The following is a 21,879-nucleotide window of genomic DNA, read 5'->3' as shown; positions in this document are numbered from 1 at the left end:
CCATATGGTTGTAGCATTTTTCGATCCTATCCACTGGGATAGTTCAAGTATTTCTACAATCAATCAGCAATGTAGAGTTCCAAACTCTATTTTTCTTTACGTTTAACAGTTAGTAGAGCCACTGATAAAACAAGACTGAGACTTGCTAGGAAGGCAGCTGTATCAGATCGACTTTCACCTGTTTCTGGAAGTCTTGCTGAATCTACTTTCTCTGAAGCATTTTCAAAGTTTTCTCCCTTAACTGCTGGTTCATGACCTTGTTCTACTGGTTTTACTGGTTCTTGATTTTGTTCTTTATAGACAATCGCATAAAGTCCTAGATCTTTGGTGACAAATTCAACTGTGTCACCTACAAGCGTCACCTTCTGAACCTGCAAGCCTTGATCTAAGCTCATGTGATAAACCTCTTGAACCTGACCCTTGACTGGCAATCTCACTAGAACTGCACCCTTTGGATCAACCATTTGGTTATCTTTATCTAGCAATTTCACTTGATAAGCATCGTATTGCTTACCAGCTAATTCTTGGCGTAGAACCTTATGAACTTGAAGCTTGAGATTAGCATCCAAGTCTTGAGTTAGCCCTGCTACCAGAACTCCAGTTTCCTTATCAGTCAAAATTCGAACCTCTTCGGCTGGTTTAACAAGACTTGGTGCAGCTTCATTTCCTGTTGTAGCCACTGTTCCTGTGTATTCTGGTAATTCATTCTTAGCGGCTTCTAGCGCATTGACGCCACCTGTAAATTCTGGGACTTCATTCTTAGCGGCTTCTACTGCATTGACACCACCCTTGAATTCTGGGATTTCTACTGCTGGAGCTGGCTCATCGCCTACTGTGCCAACTGCATCTGTGTATTCTGGCAACTCGTTTTTAGCAGCTTCTACTGCATTGACACCACCCTCAAATTCTGGGACTTCTACTACTGGTGCTGGCTCGTCGCCTACTGTGCCAACTGCATCTGTGTATTCTGGCAATTCATTCTTAGCGGCTTCTACTGCATTGACACCACCCTTAAATTCTGGGACTTCTACTACTGGTGCTGGCTCGTCGCCTACTGTGCCAACTGCATCTGTGTATTCTGGCAACTCGTTTTTAGCTGCTTCTACTGCATTGACGCCGCCCTCAAATTCTGGGACTTCTACTACTGGAGCTGGCTCGTCGCCTACTGTGCCGATTGCCTCTGTGTATTCTGGCAACTCTTGCTTAGCGGCTTCTACTGCATTGACACCACCCTTAAATTCTGGCACTTCTACTACTGGAGCTGGCTCATCACCTACTGTGCCGATTGCCTCTGTGTATTCTGGCAACTCTTGCTTAGCGGCTTCTACTGCGTTAACACCACCCTCAAATTCTGGGACTTCTAACACTGGAGCTAGTTCGTCACCTACCGTGCCGATTGCCTCTGTGTATTCTGGAAATTCATTCTTAGCGGCTTCTACTGCATTGACTCCGCCCTCAAATTCTGGCACTTCTACCACTGGAGCTGGTTCGTCACCTACTGTGCCAACTGCATCTGTGTATTCTGGCAACTCATGCTTAGCAGCCTCTACTGCATTTACGCCGCCCTCAAATTCTGGGACTTCTACCACTGGAGCTGGCTCATCATCCTTACTTGTAGTAATGGCTGGCTTTACCTTGACTTCAACAACTCGATCTTGCGCCTCAGTCGTATCTGTATGAACAGTGGTACGGTTAGATCCTAGAACCTCAACATAATCAACTCTTTCACCCTTCTTACCTTCTGAGATTACACGACGTTCATCTTGAGCTAAATCATTGTTTTCACGAATAATTTCCTTAAATGGAATTTCGGTCTTGACAACTTCTAAACTTGGTCGTTCGAGAACAGGACTTTGGTCACCTTCTTCAGGAACAATACGGTGACTAGGTTTGAAGTGAATACGATATTCCTTGACAAGACTACCATCCTTAGCAAGAAGACGAACAAGGCTAGGAAGGTTATCCTGACTAGACTCAACAACCGTTGTCACACCGTGACCACTTGCTTGAGCAGTCACCTGTGGTTTAGTGCCATTTAAGCTTACTGTATAATCTGAAACCGCAGGATCAAAATTTTCCAATGCTTTTCCAGCAACCGAAATAGTCACTGAAGGAGTTTCCACATCTTTTGCTTTAGCAGGAGAGTAAGCACTAAACTCGACCATTGCTAGACCATTAGTTGTAGATTTACGAGTCATGCGTGCTCGGATGGCTGTTGTCTGAATCGGATCAAAGGTAAATTCGATTGGTTTACCAGCCACGATTTCTCCAGATGCCTTATAAGGAATTTCTTGCCAGTTTTCTGCCTTGTTAAATGGATGATCCACATTCTCTTCATAGCGAGAAATAGTGCTTGGTTCTGTATAGGCAGGCCCAACATATCTTTCTAATACCATTGTCGCTGGTGCGTCTGTTCCACTGTCTTTAAAGAACTGAATGGCTACTTTTCCAACAGACTGAGGTGTAATCTGACCATTCTTCTTAAAGAGAATTCCCACAGATGTTTCTTGATCTTTCGGAGTACGAGACCAGTTAGTCCAACGTCCATCTTCGTTAAAGTGACCATCGTTGATATAGAAAATTTTATCCCGAGAAGCTGCTTGTGTATCATTTGTAGTAGACGCAAAGGCTTTAGAATCTGTCGCATTATTGCTTGCATTTTCTGAGATAACTTGATTACCTTTTGTAACAACTGTTACTTGCATCTTGGTTGTTAAGTCTGTTCCTAGAACATGACCAATCACTTCAAAGTTACCTTCTTGGGCAGTCGCATGTTCTGGCACTGCATCCCATTGGACAGCAAGGTTAGCTTTAACCCAGCCAGCTTGTGATGGATAGTAGACTGTTACTTCGGTAGGCAATTGAAGTTGATCGCCAACATTCAAGGTCTGAGCACTATTTTCCGCAGCTACTGGTTGTGTTGACTCTTTTTCGTCATCACGGAAGATACGATATTCTTTCAGAACAGTTCCATCCTCAGCTTTCAAAATAAGACGTGTCGCACCTTTTTCACTTGTTGCTGGAACAACTGTCACCAAGCCATTGTTGCTGGCTGTTGCAGTGATTTCCTTGCTTGCTTGAGGAATATAATAATCTGTCTTAGATGGATTGAAATGTTCGAGCTTCTTGCCATCTACTTGGATAGAAATTTCTGAGCTGGTAGCACTTGGAACCTTACTTCCTAAGATAGTGATTTCTGTTAAACCAACACCAGCCTTTCCATCAGCCTTCTTCATACGCATACGAACAGCATAAGTTTCAACCTTGTCAAATGTAAAGTGGTTTGTTTGACCTGCAGATAATTGTCCAGGAGCTTTGAGGTGTTCAACCTCTTTCCAGTTGGCAGCATTGTTGAATGGATGCTTGGCATCTCCTTGAGCATGATTGACATCGTCTGGAAGATCTGGAACTTCTTGACCGACATAGTATTCAATAACATATTCTTTTGGAAGTCCGATTGCACCATCTGTATAGAAATCAACGGAAAGATTATCTACAAAGCGTTTGGTCAAATCACCTGAGTTTCCAAACAAGATTGATGCCCAGTCATTATCGGTACCTGTTTGCCATGTAGTCCATCGATTCTTAACATCTGTACTAGCTCTTGAAACTGTCAAGTCGTTCAGGGTACTTGCCGAATCATCCCCACCCGTATTGGATACAATAGCAGCTGGCAATTGAGAACCAGTCCACTGTTTAGAGATATTATTTCCAGCAACAACTTGACTAGAAACACGAACATGGGCCTTGGTAGTTAGATGGCTACCCACTAATTGACCCTTGATTTCATAGATACCTTCAGTCTGACTCAAGTTTTCAGGAACCTTGTCCCAAAGGACATCTTTATAGACAGTTGTTCCATTAGAATGATAAGCACGAACACTAGCAGGTAATTGAACAGTTTCACCCTTAGGAAGAGTGAGGCTGATTTCTTCTGCAACCTGCAAACCTTCAACAGTTACATTTGCTAAAGCTTCAATATCTGTACCTTCGACATGACCTTTAAGGGTAAAGCTATGATAGTAACCAAGTTCTTTGACATCTACCTTGTCCCAAGTTACAGCTACCTTACGAGGCAAGCCCTTGTCAAATTCTGCTCCGATTTGATCAGGCAAATTCGGTTGCTGATTGATATCTGTAGAGATAGAAACAGGATGCAGCTTGACAATTTTCTTGTCTACTGTATTTTCTTTTATCACAAGTTCAGTTGCTACAGACTGAGTCTTATCAGTTTGATTGTCAATACGAGGAGTGAGGGTTACACTACCTTTCTTGTAAAGAAGCAAGTTCTGGCCGTTCACTTCAAGATGTCCACCATCAGCTGACTTAGCTTCCAAATGGATATCTGACGCTGAAAATTCAGTTTGTGTACCATCTTCGTAGCGCCCAATGACATGATAAGGGAGAACTTGGTCTTCTGTTGCATTTTCTTTTCCTTCAACACTTACTTCCAAGCGTGTCAAGGCAGGCGCTTCTTTTACAAACTGAATCAAATAAGTTTGAACTAAATCGCCCTTCTGGTCACTCAAAAATACAGAAGCCTGATAATCATTGGCAGCTGAGGCTTGTTGAACTGTTACCTGATAGCCTGTTGTCTGTGCTCCAACACTTGGGATTTTTGCAGTATAAGGAAGGGATACTCGGTAGTAGGTCTTTCCAGGCTCAAAGTTTTCAAGAGTCTTATCTCCAACCGTGAGACCTGTAACAGTACTTTCTGTTTCCTGATCACTTGCGATAAAGGTTGCTGTCACCTCGTAGTCATTGCCTTCCAATTTACCAGTTGCTTCAGTACGTCCACCTTCTTTTGTCAAGGCAGATGGATCTTTCAAGGTCCAAGAAACGACATCCGCATCAACCAAGTTACCATCTGATAAAACAGCCGTAACAGTCTTGTCCAAATTTTCAACAGCTGTACCAACTGGAACAGTTGCTACTTTTGGCAACCACTTATCAAGCGCAACTACCTTGACAAGGGCTTCAGCCTTGGCTTCGAGACCTTCAACACTACCAAGAACTTTTTTCTCACCAGCACTTGCAAGGAGATCTTCTGGGATGTCCCAAGTCACAGCTTTTTCTTCGACACTACCATCGCTATAAATAGCTGTCACAGTCTCTGGCAATTTAGGATTTTCGCTGACATCAGTTCTTGCTTTCACAGGGGCAAAAGCGACAAAATGGCGATTTTCTTTCTTGCCTGAAACGGTTGTGACTGTTGCCTGATCTGAAGCCAAGCCTGCAGAATCCGCATATAGAGTGAATTTACCTTCTTTTTCAGTCGATTTTACAATGACAACACCTTTACCATTGAAGGCTTTTCTTTGCCATGTACCATCTTTCTGAGCCTTATAACGTTCACGGCTAGCTTGTTCCCCATTGTCCACACCAACGATTTGCCCTTGCCCATGAAGATTGAAATGAACAAGATTATTAGCAGTTGGCACAACATTACCGTCTTCATCAACGATTTCATAATGGATATAAGACAAATCCTTACCATCTGCAGTGATGACATGCTCTTCCTTGGTGAGACGAACTCTAGCTGGCTCCCCTGCTGTTGTCACACTATCACGCGCAATCTCTTTACCATTTTCATCGCGAGCAATAGCTGTTAAGGTACCTGGTTTATAGTCAACCAACCACTCAAGATACAATTCACTTGGTTTAGCTCCCTCGTGATAAGGGCGCCCATCTTCAGTTGTTTTCTTAACAAATTCTTTCTTACCAAGGGATTCGTTATTCAAGAACAATTCTACGCTAGCGGCATTTGAGAAGGTCCGAACTGGAACCTTGCCATTGACCAGCATATTACGTTCCTTGAGCGTTTCTTCTGTCCAATTCCAGTGAGGCATGATACGAACAGTTGGTTTTTCTTTGGCACTATACCACTCACTACGGTATAAATAGAAATCATTCTTAGGCAATCCTGCCGTATCAATAATACCAAAGTAAGAGCTTTTCACTGGTGTATTATCCTGGTTATGCCAAGGTGTAGGTTCACCGATATAGTCGAAACCAGTCCAGATGAACTGACCTGCATAGCCAGCACGATCACGGTCAAAAGTCCAAGATTCAGTAGCTGTTCTACCCCAGGCTACACGATCATTACCATAGTCTGACTGTTCATAGTGACGATTTGGACGATTGTCGTGCCAGAGTAAATGAGCAGGATCAAAATAAGAATCACGAGTTCTAGTTGCTGAAGAAGTTTCAGAACCGTAAATCAACCAGTCTGGATGTGCTTTACGAACTGCATCATAATTACGCTCACCATAGTTCATACCAACAGCATCCATGATTGCTGCTAATTCTAAGAACAAGCCTGTAGAAGCACGACTGAATTTATTTTCACCCATAGTCACATAGCGTTCTGTATCAATTGCTTTGATGACAGCTTTCAAACGCTTGGCTGTTTCTAGTGAACGTTTTCCACCATCAGCCTCATCCACTTCATTACCGAGCGACCACATGATGATTGAAGGATTATTTTTATCTCGTTCAACCATGGTTCTCAGATCAAAATCAGACCATTTTTCCCCCTTCTTGGCTTCTGGGTGAGTTGCATCTTGGTCAAAGAAACGTCCATAGTCATACGTTTTCTTGCCACGATACCAAGTATCAAAGGCTTCTTCTTGCACCAAAAGTCCTAGACTTGCCGCAGCATCAAGCAACTGTGGACTTGCTGGATTGTGGGTTGTACGGATAGAGTTAACTCCCATATCTTTTAGGAGTTTTAATTTTCGGTAGGTTGCCTTATAGTTTTCTTCTGCCCCCAAGGCTCCATTATCATGGTGAATACTAACTCCATGGAATTTCATTCTCTCACCGTTCAGTGAGAAGCCTTCTTTAGCTGTCCAGTTGAAATAACGATAACCAAAAGTATCTTCTGTCACATCAACTAGCTGACCTTCATTATAAACCTTGGTTTTTAGAACATAGAGCTGAGGATGGTAGCTTTTTGTTGTCCAGAGAGTTGGCTTGTTAACCAAGATCGTTTGCTCAAAGTCTGCTGTCTCATTTCCTGCTAGGCTCTTAGTTACAGAACGAACCAAATCTGAAACAGCCTTACCTTCCTTAGTAAAAATCTGTTGCTCCACAAATACCTTGGCTAAAGTCTTGGCAGTATTTTTGATCTTGCTTTGGATTTGTGTTTCAACGTTGCCATCTTTTTGTTCAGCTAATTTTGGAGTTGTGATATGATTTCCATTTTCAGCCACTTGTACCTTGTCACGATAGCTCAGAGTCACATCGCGATAGATACCACTTCCTGAGTACCAACGACTACTTGGCTGTTTGTTGGTCACTTGGACAGCAATGGTATTTTCACTGCCATCTTTATTTAAAAATTCGGTGATGTCGTATGAAAAATGATTGTAACCACTTGGATAATGACCTACAAATTTACCATTTACATAGACCTTAGAGTCCATGTAGACACCATCGAAATTGATTCGAACATCCTTGTCCTTAGCAGCTTCATCCACAGTGAAAGTCTTACGATACCAAGCAGTACCCCCGTTTAATTGACCACCTTCATTTCGAGCAGGAGACTTATGATCAAAGTCAAAATAAATACTCCAGTCATGAGGAAGGTTCAACTTAGACCAATCATGAACATCTACATCTTTCTTAGAAAAATCACCCTGAGCGTTTAGTTTAAAATACCAGTCTTTGTTGAAATTTTGTTTTCTTTCTTCAAGGAGCTGATTTTCTTTTTCCTTTTCTTTTGTGGCTTGAGGCGATTCACTCGCAGAAGCTTTTTCTTCCTTGCTTTTATCATCCGTTACAGGTTTATTCTGATTAGTTGTATCAGTATGTTCTTCTCGAACTGCTGACTTTTCAGGACTTCCTTCTGAAACTGTAGCCTCTTTACCATTCGCTTCAGCAGCAGGTTTTTCAGTTTTTTCAACTTTGTCTTCTTTAGGGCTGACTACTTCTGCTTCCTTTTCTTCCTTAGGACTTGTTGCCTCAGTCACCTTTTCTTCAGTTATTGGTTTTGCGGATTCAACAGTATCATTTTCTTTTTCAGTAGCGGAATCTTGTGGGCCATTTTGCTCAGCTTTTGCAACGGCCGCAACATGATCATCTGGAAGCTTATCTAAAGGTTGAACTTGGTGAATCGCTTCTTCGCTGGGACTAGTTGCTTCGGTTTCAGCTGCTTGAGCCACCTGAAGACCAAATATACTAGCTCCAATCATGACAGATGCCGCACCAATTGCAAATTTACGAATACTAAAATGACACCGTTTTTCAAAAAATCTCTTATCCATTAAATCCTGTTTTCCTTTCTTATATATTTAGTAAGCGATTACATTCTTTACTAAAAAATAAACCTCCTCCCAGAACGCCAACTAAATTTTTAGATATAAATATTGTTAACCTTAATATATCAAAATAGTAGAGAATTTTCAATAATTTGTAGAAGTTTTACTGCAATTTTATTAAAATATGTGCAAGAAAAAACAAGTTCATTTTTTAGAACTTGTTTCTTCACTATATAAAATCAATGCTTGTATTATCTATCCAAACTACGCAATGCCGCCTGATAAGTCTGCTCCATCAACATGGTAATGGTCATAGGTCCAACTCCACCAGGTACAGGCGTGATATGACTTGAGATTGGCGCAACAGCATCATAGTCAACATCTCCACAGAGCTTGCCATTTTCATCTCGGTTCATCCCCACATCAATGACAACTGCTCCAGGTTTGACAAAGTCAGCAGTCACAAACTTAGCACGACCGATTGCTACGACAAGAATATCCGCCTTAGAAGCTACCTTGGCAAGATTGTGTGTTCGTGAGTGGGTCAAGGTTACAGTTGCATTCTTAGCTAATAACAACTGGGCCATTGGTTTACCGACAATATTAGAACGACCAATAACAACTGCATTCTTACCTTCTAGTTCAATCCCATACTCATGAAACATTTCCATGATACCAGCTGGAGTTGAAGGGATCATAACTGGATGACCAGACCAAAGGCGCCCCATGTTGAGCGGATGAAAACCATCCACGTCCTTTTCTGGATCAATAGCCAATAAAACTGCTTCTTCATCGATGTGTTTTGGTAATGGTAACTGCACCAAAATACCATGCCAAGCTGGATCTTGATTGTATTTGGCAATCAAGTCCAACAATTCCTCTTGGGTAATAGTTTCAGGAACTCGCACGACTTCACTTTGGAAACCTGCTGCTATCGCTGAACGTTCCTTGTTACGAACGTAAACCTGACTGGCTGGATTTTCTCCGACTAAAATAACAACTAAGCCAGGCACCAAGCCTGTCTCTTCCTTTAGTTTAGCTGTTTTTTCAGCCAGTTGTCCTTGTAGCTTGGCTGCTAAAGCCTTGCCATCAATAATCTGTGTCATGTATTTTCTCTTTTCTAACAAATATCTTCTATTATATCAAAAAAACACTTGTCTCTCTAACACTTCTTACCTAAGAGACCTTATAGTCTGAAACTATAAGAAAAAGCCCACTTGGAGCTTTTCATGATATTCTTACAAAACCTTACTCAAGAAATCCTTGGTTCTTTGTTCTTGGGTTTGTTCAAAGACTTTCTCTGGAGTTCCATCTTCTACAACAACACCGTCAGCCATAAAGATGACACGGTCTGCCACTTCACGCGCAAAGCCCATCTCATGCGTCACGATGACCATAGTCATTCCTGACTTAGCAAGTTCTTGCATAACCGCTAGTACTTCCCCTACCATTTCTGGGTCTAGGGCAGAAGTCGGTTCATCAAAAAGTAGGACATCTGGTTCCATGGCAAGACCACGAGCAATAGCGATACGTTGTTGCTGCCCACCAGACAAACTTTGTGGATAAGCATCTGCTTTATCTGGTAAACCAACCTTTTCCAAGAGCTCATGCGCTCTCTTCTCAGCAACTTCCTTACTTTCCCCTTTGGTCTTGATAGGAGAAAGCGTGATGTTATCCTTCACTGTCATATTAGGGAAGAGATTGAACTGTTGGAAAACCATTCCCATCTTTTCACGCATGGCAAAGAGGTCGTTTTTCTTATCTGTAATGTCTACTCCTTCAAAGATAACCTTTCCTTTTGTCGCTTCTTCAAGGAGATTCATAGAGCGAAGGAGGGTTGACTTACCGCTACCAGATGGTCCGATAATCACCACAACTTCCCCTTTTTTGATTTCAAGATCAATCCCTTTTAAAACTTCATTCTTCCCAAAGTTTTTATGAAGGTTTTCAATTTTTATAAGCGTTTCAGTCATTATTTTTTCTCTCCTTGTCCCATACGATTTTCAAAAGCTTTCAAGGCTAGTGTCAAGATAGAGGTCATAATCAAGTAGTAAAAGGCTGCAAATAAGAGTGGAGTTAAAGGCAAGTAGGTGGTTGTTGACACCGTGGTAGCTCCATTCCACAATTCCATGACACCGATTGCTGACAAGAGTGAACTATCCTTGATAATGGTAATAAACTCATTCCCCAAGGCCGGCAAGATATTCTTGATAGCCTGTGGCAAGATGACATAGCGCATGGCATTTTTAGGACGAATCCCTAGAGAGTAAGCCGCCTCTAATTGACCTTTAGGTACTGCATTGATACCAGCACGAACTGTTTCTGATACATAGGCACCACTATTCATAGAGATAATGATAATCCCTGGAATCAAACGTGAAAAATCAACTCCCAAAACTCCAATTTGAATAGTTGGGGCATTGATATGCATAAGAGCAAAAGCAATCATGATCTGTACCATCATAGGTGTTCCACGGAAAATCCAAATATAAACATTGGCAAGCCAAGCTATGGGCTTTATTTTAGAACGTTGAGCAAAAGCCAAGACTACCCCTAAAATTGTCCCCAAAAAGACAACCAAAACAGAGATCAAGACTGTTACGAGAGCACCATAGTTAAAATATGGCAGATATTTAGGTAAAAAAGAAAAATTCATAAATCCACTACTTTCTAATTTCTAACTTAAAACTTGTATGAGCATAACATATTTTGAATAAAAATGCAATATTTTTCCTTTCATTTTCAATAGAATTTCAAAGAAAACAGAAATAGCGAGAAATCTTAGTTTTTTCTAGTCAAGTGGATACTCTTTATGGTAAAATAGTAACGATAAGAAATGGAGGAGAATCAAAATGGAATCACATTTGGTTAGAATCATCAACCGCCTAGAAGCAATGACAAAAGATGGTGGTAACTTAAAACGTAACTTTGAGCGCGAGGGAGTTGTTGTAGCTGAAGTTGCTTTTAACCATGATGAAGAAAATGGCCCAATCTTTACACTTCGTGATGTTGAAGCTCGTGAAACATATACTTTTGACAGCATCGACTTGATTGCGATGGAAATTTACGAACTTCTATACTAATAATAGATATACAGAGGTTGGGACAAAAGATCCCGACCTCACTTTTTATTAGCAATCAAACTTTGACGCGGTAGCTGATTGGACTTTTCGTTCGTCTTTTAGACTCCCAAAACTCCTAATCATCTTCGCGGGGCTGGGACTACGAAATCGAGACTTTGTCTATCGATTTCTGTCCCACCGCCTTTCACCAATGAGAATCCTTTTTGCATGACAAATAGGATTTTTTTCTTACTATCAAGATTTTCTCACGATTAGCGCTCTTCTATTTATAGTGCTAGTATCCAATCTTTTTACTTGAATTGCCCAATAATCATGATATAATTAAATTATATACTTGTTTGACTATTTTTGACCTTTTAAATTTAGTCAAGACTAAGAAAGAAATGAGGTGGCGGTATGCTCTGTCAAAACTGTAAAATCAATGACTCAACGATTCATCTTTATACCAATCTCAATGGACAACAAAAGCAAATCGATCTTTGCCAAAATTGCTACAAAATTATCAAAACAGATCCTAACAATAGCTTATTCAAGGGCATTACAGATTTAAACAACCGTGATTTTGATCCCTTTGGAGACTTCTTTAACGATCTCAACAACTTTAGACCTTCTTCTAATAACAACAATATCCCCCCAACTCAGTCAGGGGGTGGATACGGTGGAAATGGTGGCTATGGTGCCCAAAATCGTGGTCCTGCTCAAACACCATCACCAATCCAGGAAAAAGGACTCTTGGATGAATATGGTATCAATGTCACTGAGATTGCCCGTCGCGGAAATATTGACCCTGTAATTGGCCGTGACGAAGAGATTATCCGTGTCATTGAAATCCTCAACCGCAGAACAAAAAACAACCCTGTCCTCATCGGTGAGCCCGGTGTTGGTAAGACAGCTGTTGTCGAAGGTTTAGCTCAGAAAATTGTTGACGGTGATGTTCCCCATAAGCTTCAAGGTAAAGAAGTCATCCGCTTAGATGTCGTTAGCCTTGTTCAAGGAACAGGTATCCGAGGTCAGTTTGAAGAGCGCATGCAAAAACTCATGGAAGAAATTCGTGAGCGCGAGGATGTTATTCTCTTCATTGACGAAATTCATGAAATTGTCGGTGCTGGTTCAGCAGGAGAAGGGAATATGGATGCAGGAAATATCCTAAAACCAGCTCTTGCTCGTGGCGAACTCCAACTGGTTGGTGCTACTACCCTCAATGAATATCGCATCATCGAAAAAGATGCTGCCCTTGAACGTCGTATGCAACCGGTCAAGGTTGATGAACCAACTGTGGAAGAAACCATTATTATCCTGAAAGGTATCCAAAAGAAATACGAAGATTACCATCATGTTCACTATACTGATGGGGCTATCGAAGCAGCTGCTACTCTTTCTAACCGCTACATCCAAGATCGTTTCTTGCCAGACAAGGCCATTGATCTTCTAGATGAAGCTGGTTCAAAAATGAACTTAACCTTGAATTTTGTAGATCCTAAGGTCATCGATCAACGCTTAATCGAAGCAGAAAATCTCAAGGCACAAGCAACCCGCGATGAAGATTTTGAAAAAGCAGCCTACTTCCGTGACCAGATTGCCAAATATAAGGAAATGCAAAAGACCAAGGTAACGGATCAGGATACCCCAATCATCAGTGAAAAAACAATCGAACACATCATCGAGCAAAAGACTAATATCCCAGTTGGTGATTTGAAAGAAAAAGAACAGTCTCAACTGATCAACCTAGCAGATGACCTCAAGGCTCATGTTATTGGTCAAGATGATGCAGTTGATAAGATCGCTAAGGCTATCCGTCGTAACCGTGTTGGACTCGGTACTCCAAACCGTCCAATCGGTAGCTTCCTTTTTGTTGGTCCTACCGGTGTCGGTAAAACAGAACTTTCTAAACAGCTGGCCATCGAACTCTTTGGTTCTGCTGACAGCATGATTCGCTTTGACATGAGTGAATACATGGAAAAACACAGCGTGGCTAAACTCGTTGGTGCCCCTCCAGGATACGTAGGCTATGATGAAGCTGGTCAATTGACTGAAAAAGTTCGTCGTAACCCCTACTCACTGATCCTCTTGGATGAAGTTGAAAAAGCCCATCCAGATGTTATGCATATGTTCCTCCAAGTCTTGGACGATGGTCGTTTAACGGATGGTCAAGGACGAACTGTTAGCTTTAAAGACGCCATTATTATCATGACCTCAAATGCAGGTACAGGAAAAGCAGAAGCAAGCGTCGGATTTGGTGCAGCTAGAGAAGGGCGTACCAACTCTGTCCTAGGTGAACTCGGTAACTTCTTTAGTCCAGAATTCATGAACCGCTTTGATGGTATTATTGAATTTAAGGCTTTCAGCAAGGAAAATCTTCTTCAAATCGTTGACCTCATGCTAGATGATGTTAATCAACGACTCTCAAGCAATAACATCCATTTAGATGTAACAGATAAGGTTAAAGAAAAACTTGTAGACCTTGGTTATGATCCAAAAATGGGAGCTCGTCCACTCCGTCGTACCATTCAAGATTATATCGAAGATGCGATTACAGACTACTACCTTGAAAATCCAAGCGAGAAAAACCTCAAAGCCGTCATGACTAGCAATGGTAAAATCATGATTAAATCAAAAAATAAATTGGAAACAGTTGACTCAAATGACTAATTCCACATACTAAAAGAATGTTCTTACTTGACAGTAAGAGCATTCTTTAATATGATAGAAAGAAAGCGCACACATAAAGGAGAAATTTATGACAAATCCAACCTTTGGAGAAAAAAAAGAGGGTATAACCTACAAAACTAGATATGGTGTTTATGCAGTCATCCCTGACTCAGCACATGAAAAGATTATCCTCGTTCAAGCTCCAAATGGTGCATGGTTCTTGCCTGGTGGCGAGATTGAAGCAGGTGAAGATCATTTTGAAGCTCTCAAACGAGAACTGATTGAAGAATTAGGTTTTACAGCTGAGATTGGCACTTATTATGGACAAGCAGATGAGTATTTCTATTCCAGCCATCGTGATACTTACTACTACAATCCAGCCTATCTCTACGAAGCTACTGCTTATCAAGAAATCCAAAAACCTTTGGAGGACTTCAATCATCTAGCTTGGTTCCCAATCGATGAAGCCATTGCTAACTTAAAACGTGGCAGTCATAAATGGGCAATTGAAGCTTGGAAAAAACAGCATCAAGTTTAAATTAACTTTTCCAATTTTTCCAAAAAGTGCTATAATAGAAATAGAAACACAGGAGGAAAGCCTATGAAGCTCATCAACACTACTAATTCTCACTCAAACCTTGTTAAAAGCCAACTGGAGAGTACCGACGCTACACTCGTAGAAGTCTACTCTGCAGGCAACACTGATGTTATCTTTACTCAGGCACCGCTTCATTATGAAATCCTCATTTCCAATAAACATCGTGCTATCCGCGAACAAGAAATAGAAAAAATCCAAGAATTTTTCTTGAATCGCAAGATCGAAAAGCAAAATATCGATGAAGCTAATATCAAGACCCTCTACTCTGAAAAATTGATTGAAATCTCAATCCCAACAAAATAAAAATCAGTTTAACAACTGGTTTTTATATGCAAAAAGATTGGTAGTTTTACCAATCTTTTTTAATATTATTTAACTGCTTCTTTCAAGGCTTCTACCTTATCCAAGCGTTCCCATGGAAGATCGATATCTGTACGTCCCATGTGTCCATAAGCCGCTGTTTGACGGTAGATTGGACGTTTGAGATCCAGCATTTGGATGATTCCTGCTGGACGAAGGTCAAAGATTTGACGCGCTGCTTTTTCAAGCTTGCTTTCAGCTACTGTTCCAGTACCGAAAGTATCGATACGAACAGATACAGGTTGAGCTACACCAATGGCATAAGCTAATTGAACTTCTGCTTTCTTAGCGAGACCTGCAGCAACGATGTTTTTGGCAATGTAGCGAGCTGCATAAGAAGCTGAACGGTCAACCTTAGTCGCATCCTTACCAGAGAAGGCACCACCACCGTGACGTGAGTAACCACCATAAGTATCCACGATGATCTTACGACCAGTCAAACCTGAGTCTCCTTGAGGTCCTCCGATAACGAAACGACCGGTTGGATTGATGAAGAATTTTGTCTCATCATCAAGATAAGATGCTGGAATCACTTTTTTGATAACCTTGTTAATCACATCTTCATGGATTTGGTCGTTGCTCACTTCTGGATCGTGTTGAGTTGAAATAACGACTGTATCCACGCGAACTGGCTGGTCATTTTCATCATATTCAACAGTGACTTGAGATTTAGCATCTGGACGAAGATAGCTAATTTCACCAGACTTACGAAGCTCTGCCAAACGACGAACCAACTTGTGGCTGAGTGAGATTGGCAATGGCATGAGTTCTTCAGTTTCATTAACCGCAAAACCAAACATGAGACCTTGGTCTCCCGCTCCAATCAAATCAAGTGGATCTTGATCTGCGTTTCCACGAACTTCCAAGGCTTCATTAACACCTTGGGCGATATCTGGAGATTGCTCTACCAATGATGGATGAACTCCTACTGTTTCAGCTGAGAATCCATACTCAGTGTTGGTATAGCCAATCTCTGCAATCGTATCACGTACCACACGGTTAATATCTACATAGGCATTGGTTGAAATTTCACCAAAAACATGAACTGAACCAGTATAAACAGCTGTTTCAGCAGCAACGTGGGCTTCTGAATCTTGCTCTAAAATAGCATCTAAAATAGCATCTGAAATTTGGTCTGCAATCTTATCTGGATGCCCCTCAGATACAGATTCAGACGTGAATAATTTACGTTCTGACATAAAAATGTCCCCCCTTAAAAAATATTCGTTATAGAGTTACAAAGTACTGGTAGAGAATCGTTAAACGACGTTCACTACCACCTTATCGGGACCATATAACCTAACTATTATAACACGAATCTTAAAAAAATACTCGTATGATTACTATTTTTCTTAATTGGAAACTGTTTTCTAATTCAAACCAAATAAAAACCCTTAAAGTGAATAAGATTTCCAACTTCAAGAGTTTTCTTAAAAACTAATTATTTTCTAGATAAAACTCAAAACGTTCTCCGACGTATTGGCTCTTTACATACTCGAAAGCTGTACCATCATCAAAGTAAGAAACCTGAGTAAGCCCTAAAATAGCATGCCCCTTTTCTACTTCCAGATAATGAGCAATTTTTTCCTTGGCTAAGCGAGCATAAATAGTCTGGTGAGATTTCCCAATCCGATAACCATGTTTCTGTAAGGTTTGAAAGAAGTGCTTGGTTACTTCTTCTTTCTTAAAATTTTTGATAAATTTCTCAGGAATAGAAGCTACTTCATAGACAACAGGAACCTTATCTGCATAGCGGACACGTTCCATCCGAATAATATTTTCAGTGGCCTTGATCCCTAATTTTTCAACTTCTTGCTCATTAGGGATCGTTCGACGATAGGAAATCAGATGACTCGATGGTGTTTTACCCTGAGCTTTTACAATTTCCGTAAAACTAGTTGTCCCACGCATTTTTTCCTGAACACGAGTACTAGAAACAAAGGTCCCACTACCCACACGACGCTCCAAAACCCCCTCCTCGACCAAAAGGGAGATGGCTTGACGCAGAGTCATACGGCTAACTTCAAATTCCTCAGCTAAATCTCGCTCACTTGGAAGTCTTTCCCCAATTTTCCAACTTCCCTCATCAATGTCTTTCTTGATTTGGTCGTGGATTTTCATATAAGCTGGTAACATGCTTGCTCACTTCTTTTCTTTATTTTTTCCATTGTACCCTATCTCATAGGGAAAAGTCAAACCGCACTTGTTTGGTTGGTAATTCTAACCCTTTTATGATAGAATATTCAAGAAGATATTTCTTTTAAGAAAGGGAAAAGATGAGCAACATTTCAACTGATTTGCAAGATGTCGAAAAGATCATCGTACTGGACTATGGTAGCCAGTACAACCAACTCATCTCACGTCGTATCCGTGAGATTGGTGTCTTTTCAGAACTAAAAAGTCACAAGATTTCGGCTGACGAAGTCCGTGCTATCAATCCTATCGGGATTGTACTTTCAGGTGGTCCAAACTCTGTTTACGAAGAAGGATCGTTTGATATTGATCCAGAGATTTTTGAACTTGGTATTCCAATTTTAGGAATCTGCTACGGTATGCAGCTATTGACTCACAAGCTTGGAGGAAAGGTTGTTCCTGCAGGTGACGCTGGTAACCGTGAATATGGACAATCAACTCTTACTCACACTGAGTCTGCTCTTTTTGCTGGAACTCCAGAAGAACAACTTGTTTTGATGAGCCACGGTGATGCTGTCACTGAAATTCCTGCTGATTTCGTTCGTACTGGTACATCAGCTGACTGTCCATATGCAGCTATTGAAAATCCAGAAAAACACATCTACGGTATCCAATTCCACCCAGAAGTTCGTCACTCAGTTCACGGTTATGATATCCTTCGTAACTTCGCTCTCAACATCTGTGGTGCCAAAGGCGATTGGACTATGGATAACTTCATCGAGATGCAAATCAAACAAATCCGTGAAAAAGTTGGAGACAAACGTGTTCTCCTCGGACTTTCTGGTGGTGTTGACTCTTCTGTTGTTGGGGTTCTTCTCCAAAAAGCAATCGGAGATCAATTGATCTGTATCTTTGTAGACCACGGTCTTCTTCGTAAAGGAGAAGCTGACCAAGTTATGGATATGCTTGGTGGTAAGTTTGGTTTGAATATCGTTAAAGCAGATGCTGCTAAACGTTTCTTGGATAAACTTGCTGGTGTATCTGATCCTGAACAAAAACGTAAGATTATCGGTAACGAGTTTGTTTATGTCTTTGATGATGAGGCAAGCAAACTAACAGATGTGAAATTCCTTGCTCAGGGAACTCTTTATACTGACGTGATTGAGTCTGGTACTGATACTGCTCAAACCATCAAGTCTCACCACAACGTAGGTGGACTTCCAGAAGACATGCAGTTTGAACTCATCGAACCACTCAACACTCTTTACAAGGATGAAGTTCGTGCCCTTGGTACTGAACTTGGTATGCCAGACCACATCGTATGGCGCCAACCATTCCCAGGACCGGGTCTTGCTATCCGTGTCATGGGTGAAATCACTGAAGAAAAACTTGAAACAGTTCGCGAATCAGACGCTATCCTTCGTGAAGAAATCGCTAAGGCTGGTCTTGACCGCGATATCTGGCAATACTTCACTGTTAACACTGGCGTTCGTTCAGTAGGTGTTATGGGAGATGGCCGTACTTACGACTACACCATTGCTATCCGTGCTATCACTTCTATCGATGGTATGACTGCTGACTTCGCTAAGATCCCTTGGGAAGTCCTCCAAAAAATCTCTGTGCGCATCGTAAACGAAGTTGACCACGTTAACCGTATAGTCTACGATATCACAAGTAAACCACCTGCAACTGTTGAGTGGGAGTAAAGTTTCCTATAAAATAATAAATAATACTGCTGGAGCATGGACTACAGTGGTATTATTTTTTATAATTTCAATATTAGGAAAATTTCTCGACTCTCAACTCCTCTTTTTAAATCCTTGAAACCATGCTATAATATAGTAAGTATAGCTCCAATAACCTAATGATAAAGATTTCTTACATCATCCGTAAGTGTTATTCTACTCTGATTCATATTATAATGAAAGTAACAAAAGATGGAGGTGTTTCACATGGAAACAATTTTACGAGTAGAATCATTAAAAAAGCATTATGGAAAAGAGCCGAATATCACCAAAGCCTTGAACGGTATATCTTTTCAAGTTGTCAAAGGTGAGTTCTTAGGGATTATGGGGAGCAGTGGTTCTGGGAAAACAACCCTTCTTAACTGTCTCGCTACTATCATCAAACCTACTGACGGCTCCATTCAAATGCAAGAAAAAGATTTAGGTCAGTTAAAAGGTAGTCAGTTAGCTGATTATCGTGGCAAGGAAATTGGTTACCTCTTTCAAAATTTTGAGCTTTTGGACAATCTGACAGCCAAAGAAAATATTTTACTCCCCTTGTCTTTGCACAAGGTCGATGCCAACGAAAGCAAGGTTCGGTTAGAATTGCTTTCCCAATATCTAGATATTTCTGAACTTCTGGATAAGTTCCCATTTCAATTATCAGGTGGTCAACGGCAAAGGGTAGCTGCTGCGCGTGCCTTGATTTTAGACCCTAAGATTGTATTTGCAGATGAGCCCACAGGAGCTTTGGATTCAAAAAATGCGACCATTTTGATGCAAAAATTATCCGAAATGAATCAAGTGGAAGAAACCACCATTCTCATGGTGACCCACGATTCAGTCGCTGCCAGCTTTTGCAACCGCATCTTGTTTATCCAAGACGGAAAACTATTCCATGAAATTCGACGCGATTATCCAAGAGAAAGTCAAGAAGATTTTTACCACAGAATACTAAAGGTCATGTCTGCACTGGCTGGAGGTGATGGCAATGTTTTCTAAATTAGTCTCAAGAAATAGCAAGAGGGATCGAAAGAATAATGGCTTGTATTTCAGTTCCATGGTTCTTTCTATTATCTCCTTTTACATCATCCTTTCTTTGTCCCATCAAGATGTGATGATCTTTCTCAAACAAATAGAGAGTGACGCTATAAATAAACTCTTTAGCATGATTCCGATTCTTTACGTAGCAACACTCTTTATTCTCTTTTTTCTAGTCTACTTCGCAAGCAGTATGCAGATGGAAAGGAGAAAACATGAATTTGGTGTCTATCTAACGCTAGGGATGCGAAGAAGCAAACTGTTCTTGCTGCTCCTACTCGAGGATTTGAGAAACAGTATCCTTGCTCTTGGAATAGGTCTTCCAATTTCAATCTTGATTTCAGAACTGATTAGCCTAATAACCGCTAAAATTGTTGGGCTAGGGATTATTGAACATCAATTTTCTCTATCTACTACCGCTCTATTCTATACAATCATCGGTTTCCTAGCCGTAAAATTAGCTGTCTTTATTCTTTTAAGTGCAAAAACAGCCAAGAAGGAAATCGGAGATCTGCTATCCTATTCTCCTTCTGGCATGAAGAAACTACTCCCCAAGGGTGTGTACCTTCTTGCTTCTGTCCTCGGAATTTTGCTTCTAGGAACAGCCTATTACTTGGGGATGAGTGGACGAGCTTGGGAAAATGTCATAACAATGGGCATCACTGTTCTCTTAGGGACTCTAGGAACTATACTACTCTTCTTTGGTATGCGTTTGTTTATAGACTTTTTGGTCAAGCTTGGAAGCAATCGAAAACTCCACACCTATAATTTTAGACAGATTCAGGAATTAGTTATCCAGCGCTCAACTATACTGGCTATCTGCTCCCTCTTAATCTTCTCTGCCTTGTGCCTCTTTGGAGCAGGTGTTGCCATTGCAAGTGGCAATTCAGGCAATCATACCCACGTTTTGGATTATACATTTAGAGATAGCAAGCAGGAAACAGATGAAAATCTTGATATGAATACAGTTAAAAAAGAGCTTGAAGCTGCTGGACTGGCATCTCAGTTTTCAAAGATTCTACAAATCAAAGTGGGTAAACCGAAAGAACTCGAGTCCGTGTTCTTTGAACAGTTCATCAAGGTATTGAAAGAGCAAAAAGAAAGTAAAAACAAGGAAGTCTTAGTCCATAATTTCCAGAAGTATATAAGTTGCCACCTTTTGCCACTCTCTGAATACAATGAGCTTAGAAAGGCTGCCAGTCTCCCTCCTCTAGAATTAACAAACAAGGAAGCCTACTTGTATATGGGAAAAGATTTTCTCCCGGATGAGAATCTAGTTAACTCTGTTCTGAAAACAAATCCTCAAATCAAAGTCATGGGAAATGATGTAAAATTGATTGGAGAGGTTCAGTCTTTACCGATTGTAACGGATCGTGAAATAACCATTTCTGTAGCCCTCATAGTCCCAGATGATACCTTTATGAGCTATACAGATGGTCGGTATTCAAATTATGTTAGTGGTATCTTGGCTCCTGAGCTGGTCAAGGAAAAAGGCCTGATGAAAGCTATCTCAGATACCAATAAAAAGCTGAATCAAAGCCCTCTTGGCTATGAAAGTTATATACAAAATATGGGAAGACAATTATTTTACATTATCTCTGCCAGCTATATCACCATCTATCTGGCTATCATCTTCCTTGTTGTCGCAAATACAATTATCGGCGTTCAGTTTTTGATGGGACAAAGACAATCCTACAGACGATACCAGACCTTAATCCATCTTGGAGCAAACTACGAAACTCTTTGTAAATCTTCAGAAAAGCAAATCAATTGGTATTTTGGTCTGCCAATAGCTCTTGCACTTACCAGTAGTAGCTTCGGAGTGAGCTCCCTCCTCACAGGAATAGTACCAGCCAGTGCAAGAATGGCCATGGGGCAGAAATTTATCACAGCCATGCTGATAATACTACTGTTAGCTGGATTTGAAGTCATCTATATAAGAATTGTAAAGAAAAATAGCAACAAGTACTTGTTGTCATTAATGGAACCCAAAAGAGATGGATAAGGTAGAATAAAATAGGAAAAGGAGG

13 protein-coding genes are annotated in these 21,879 nt (G+C 40.8%); 7 read left to right on the top strand and 6 right to left on the bottom strand.

The features are described 5' to 3' along the window. Positions 1–86 precede the first annotated feature (86 nt). The 4 genes from QM877_RS07295 to QM877_RS07280 form a co-directional block, all read right to left on the bottom strand. Entirely contained in the window at positions 87–8,267 is an 8,181-nt protein-coding gene (locus tag QM877_RS07295; RefSeq protein ID WP_414318015.1) for an SIALI-17 repeat-containing surface protein, read from the bottom strand. A gap of 245 nt (positions 8,268–8,512) precedes the next feature. Then, positions 8,513–9,367, bottom strand: coding sequence for a bifunctional methylenetetrahydrofolate dehydrogenase/methenyltetrahydrofolate cyclohydrolase (locus tag QM877_RS07290; protein ID WP_414318014.1), 855 nt, complete (start codon positions 9,365–9,367; stop codon positions 8,513–8,515). Positions 9,368–9,499: 132 nt separating this feature from the next. Further along, entirely contained in the window at positions 9,500–10,234 is a 735-nt protein-coding gene (locus tag QM877_RS07285; RefSeq protein ID WP_414318013.1) for an amino acid ABC transporter ATP-binding protein, read from the bottom strand. Further along, positions 10,234–10,917: an amino acid ABC transporter permease gene (locus QM877_RS07280; RefSeq protein ID WP_001011628.1), complete on the bottom strand. Its 684-nt coding sequence runs from the start codon at positions 10,915–10,917 to the stop codon at positions 10,234–10,236. The genes QM877_RS07285 and QM877_RS07280 overlap by 1 nt, the downstream gene beginning before the upstream one ends. A 196-nt stretch (positions 10,918–11,113) precedes the next feature. Here QM877_RS07280 and QM877_RS07275 point away from each other — a divergent pair, with 196 nt between their 5' ends. The 4 genes from QM877_RS07275 (at position 11,114) to QM877_RS07260 (ending at position 14,894) form a co-directional block, all read left to right on the top strand. After that, on the top strand, positions 11,114–11,344 hold the full coding sequence (locus tag QM877_RS07275; RefSeq protein ID WP_000443576.1) for a DUF1797 family protein: 231 nt from the start codon (positions 11,114–11,116) through the stop codon (positions 11,342–11,344). A 396-nt stretch (positions 11,345–11,740) separates the two neighbouring features. Beyond that, positions 11,741–13,993 (top strand): AAA family ATPase, encoded by a 2,253-nt coding sequence (locus QM877_RS07270; protein WP_414318012.1) that lies wholly within the window; start codon positions 11,741–11,743, stop codon positions 13,991–13,993. A gap of 88 nt (positions 13,994–14,081) precedes the next feature. Then, complete coding sequence (locus QM877_RS07265; RefSeq protein WP_414318011.1) at positions 14,082–14,531, top strand: NUDIX hydrolase; 450 nt, start codon at positions 14,082–14,084, stop codon at positions 14,529–14,531. A gap of 63 nt (positions 14,532–14,594) precedes the next feature. Further along, positions 14,595–14,894: a DUF1827 family protein gene (locus QM877_RS07260; RefSeq protein WP_000767183.1), complete on the top strand. Its 300-nt coding sequence runs from the start codon at positions 14,595–14,597 to the stop codon at positions 14,892–14,894. A gap of 65 nt (positions 14,895–14,959) precedes the next feature. Here the strand turns inward: QM877_RS07260 and metK are convergent, their stop codons facing one another. Both metK and QM877_RS07250 read right to left on the bottom strand, forming a co-directional pair. Next, a complete protein-coding gene (gene metK / locus QM877_RS07255) occupies positions 14,960–16,150 on the bottom strand; it encodes a methionine adenosyltransferase (protein WP_414318010.1) in 1,191 nt (396 codons plus the stop codon). Positions 16,151–16,388: 238 nt separating this feature from the next. Further along, positions 16,389–17,087, bottom strand: coding sequence for a GntR family transcriptional regulator (locus tag QM877_RS07250; RefSeq protein ID WP_414274079.1), 699 nt, complete (start codon positions 17,085–17,087; stop codon positions 16,389–16,391). A 140-nt stretch (positions 17,088–17,227) separates the two neighbouring features. On the opposite strand from QM877_RS07250, the gene guaA reads away from it, so the two are divergent. The 3 genes from guaA (at position 17,228) to QM877_RS07235 (ending at position 21,854) form a co-directional block, all read left to right on the top strand. Next, positions 17,228–18,790, top strand: coding sequence for a glutamine-hydrolyzing GMP synthase (gene guaA / locus QM877_RS07245; protein ID WP_414318009.1), 1,563 nt, complete (start codon positions 17,228–17,230; stop codon positions 18,788–18,790). A 246-nt stretch (positions 18,791–19,036) separates the two neighbouring features. Further along, positions 19,037–19,810, top strand: coding sequence for an ABC transporter ATP-binding protein (locus QM877_RS07240; protein WP_414318008.1), 774 nt, complete (start codon positions 19,037–19,039; stop codon positions 19,808–19,810). Next, a complete protein-coding gene (locus QM877_RS07235) occupies positions 19,800–21,854 on the top strand; it encodes an FtsX-like permease family protein (protein ID WP_414318007.1) in 2,055 nt (684 codons plus the stop codon). The genes QM877_RS07240 and QM877_RS07235 overlap by 11 nt, the downstream gene beginning before the upstream one ends. The last annotated feature ends 25 nt before the right edge of the window (positions 21,855–21,879 follow it).

Source organism: Streptococcus infantis (assembly GCF_047463655.1).
GTDB lineage: Bacteria > Bacillota > Bacilli > Lactobacillales > Streptococcaceae > Streptococcus > Streptococcus infantis_Z.
This window is presented reverse-complemented; position numbering and strand designations above follow the sequence as displayed.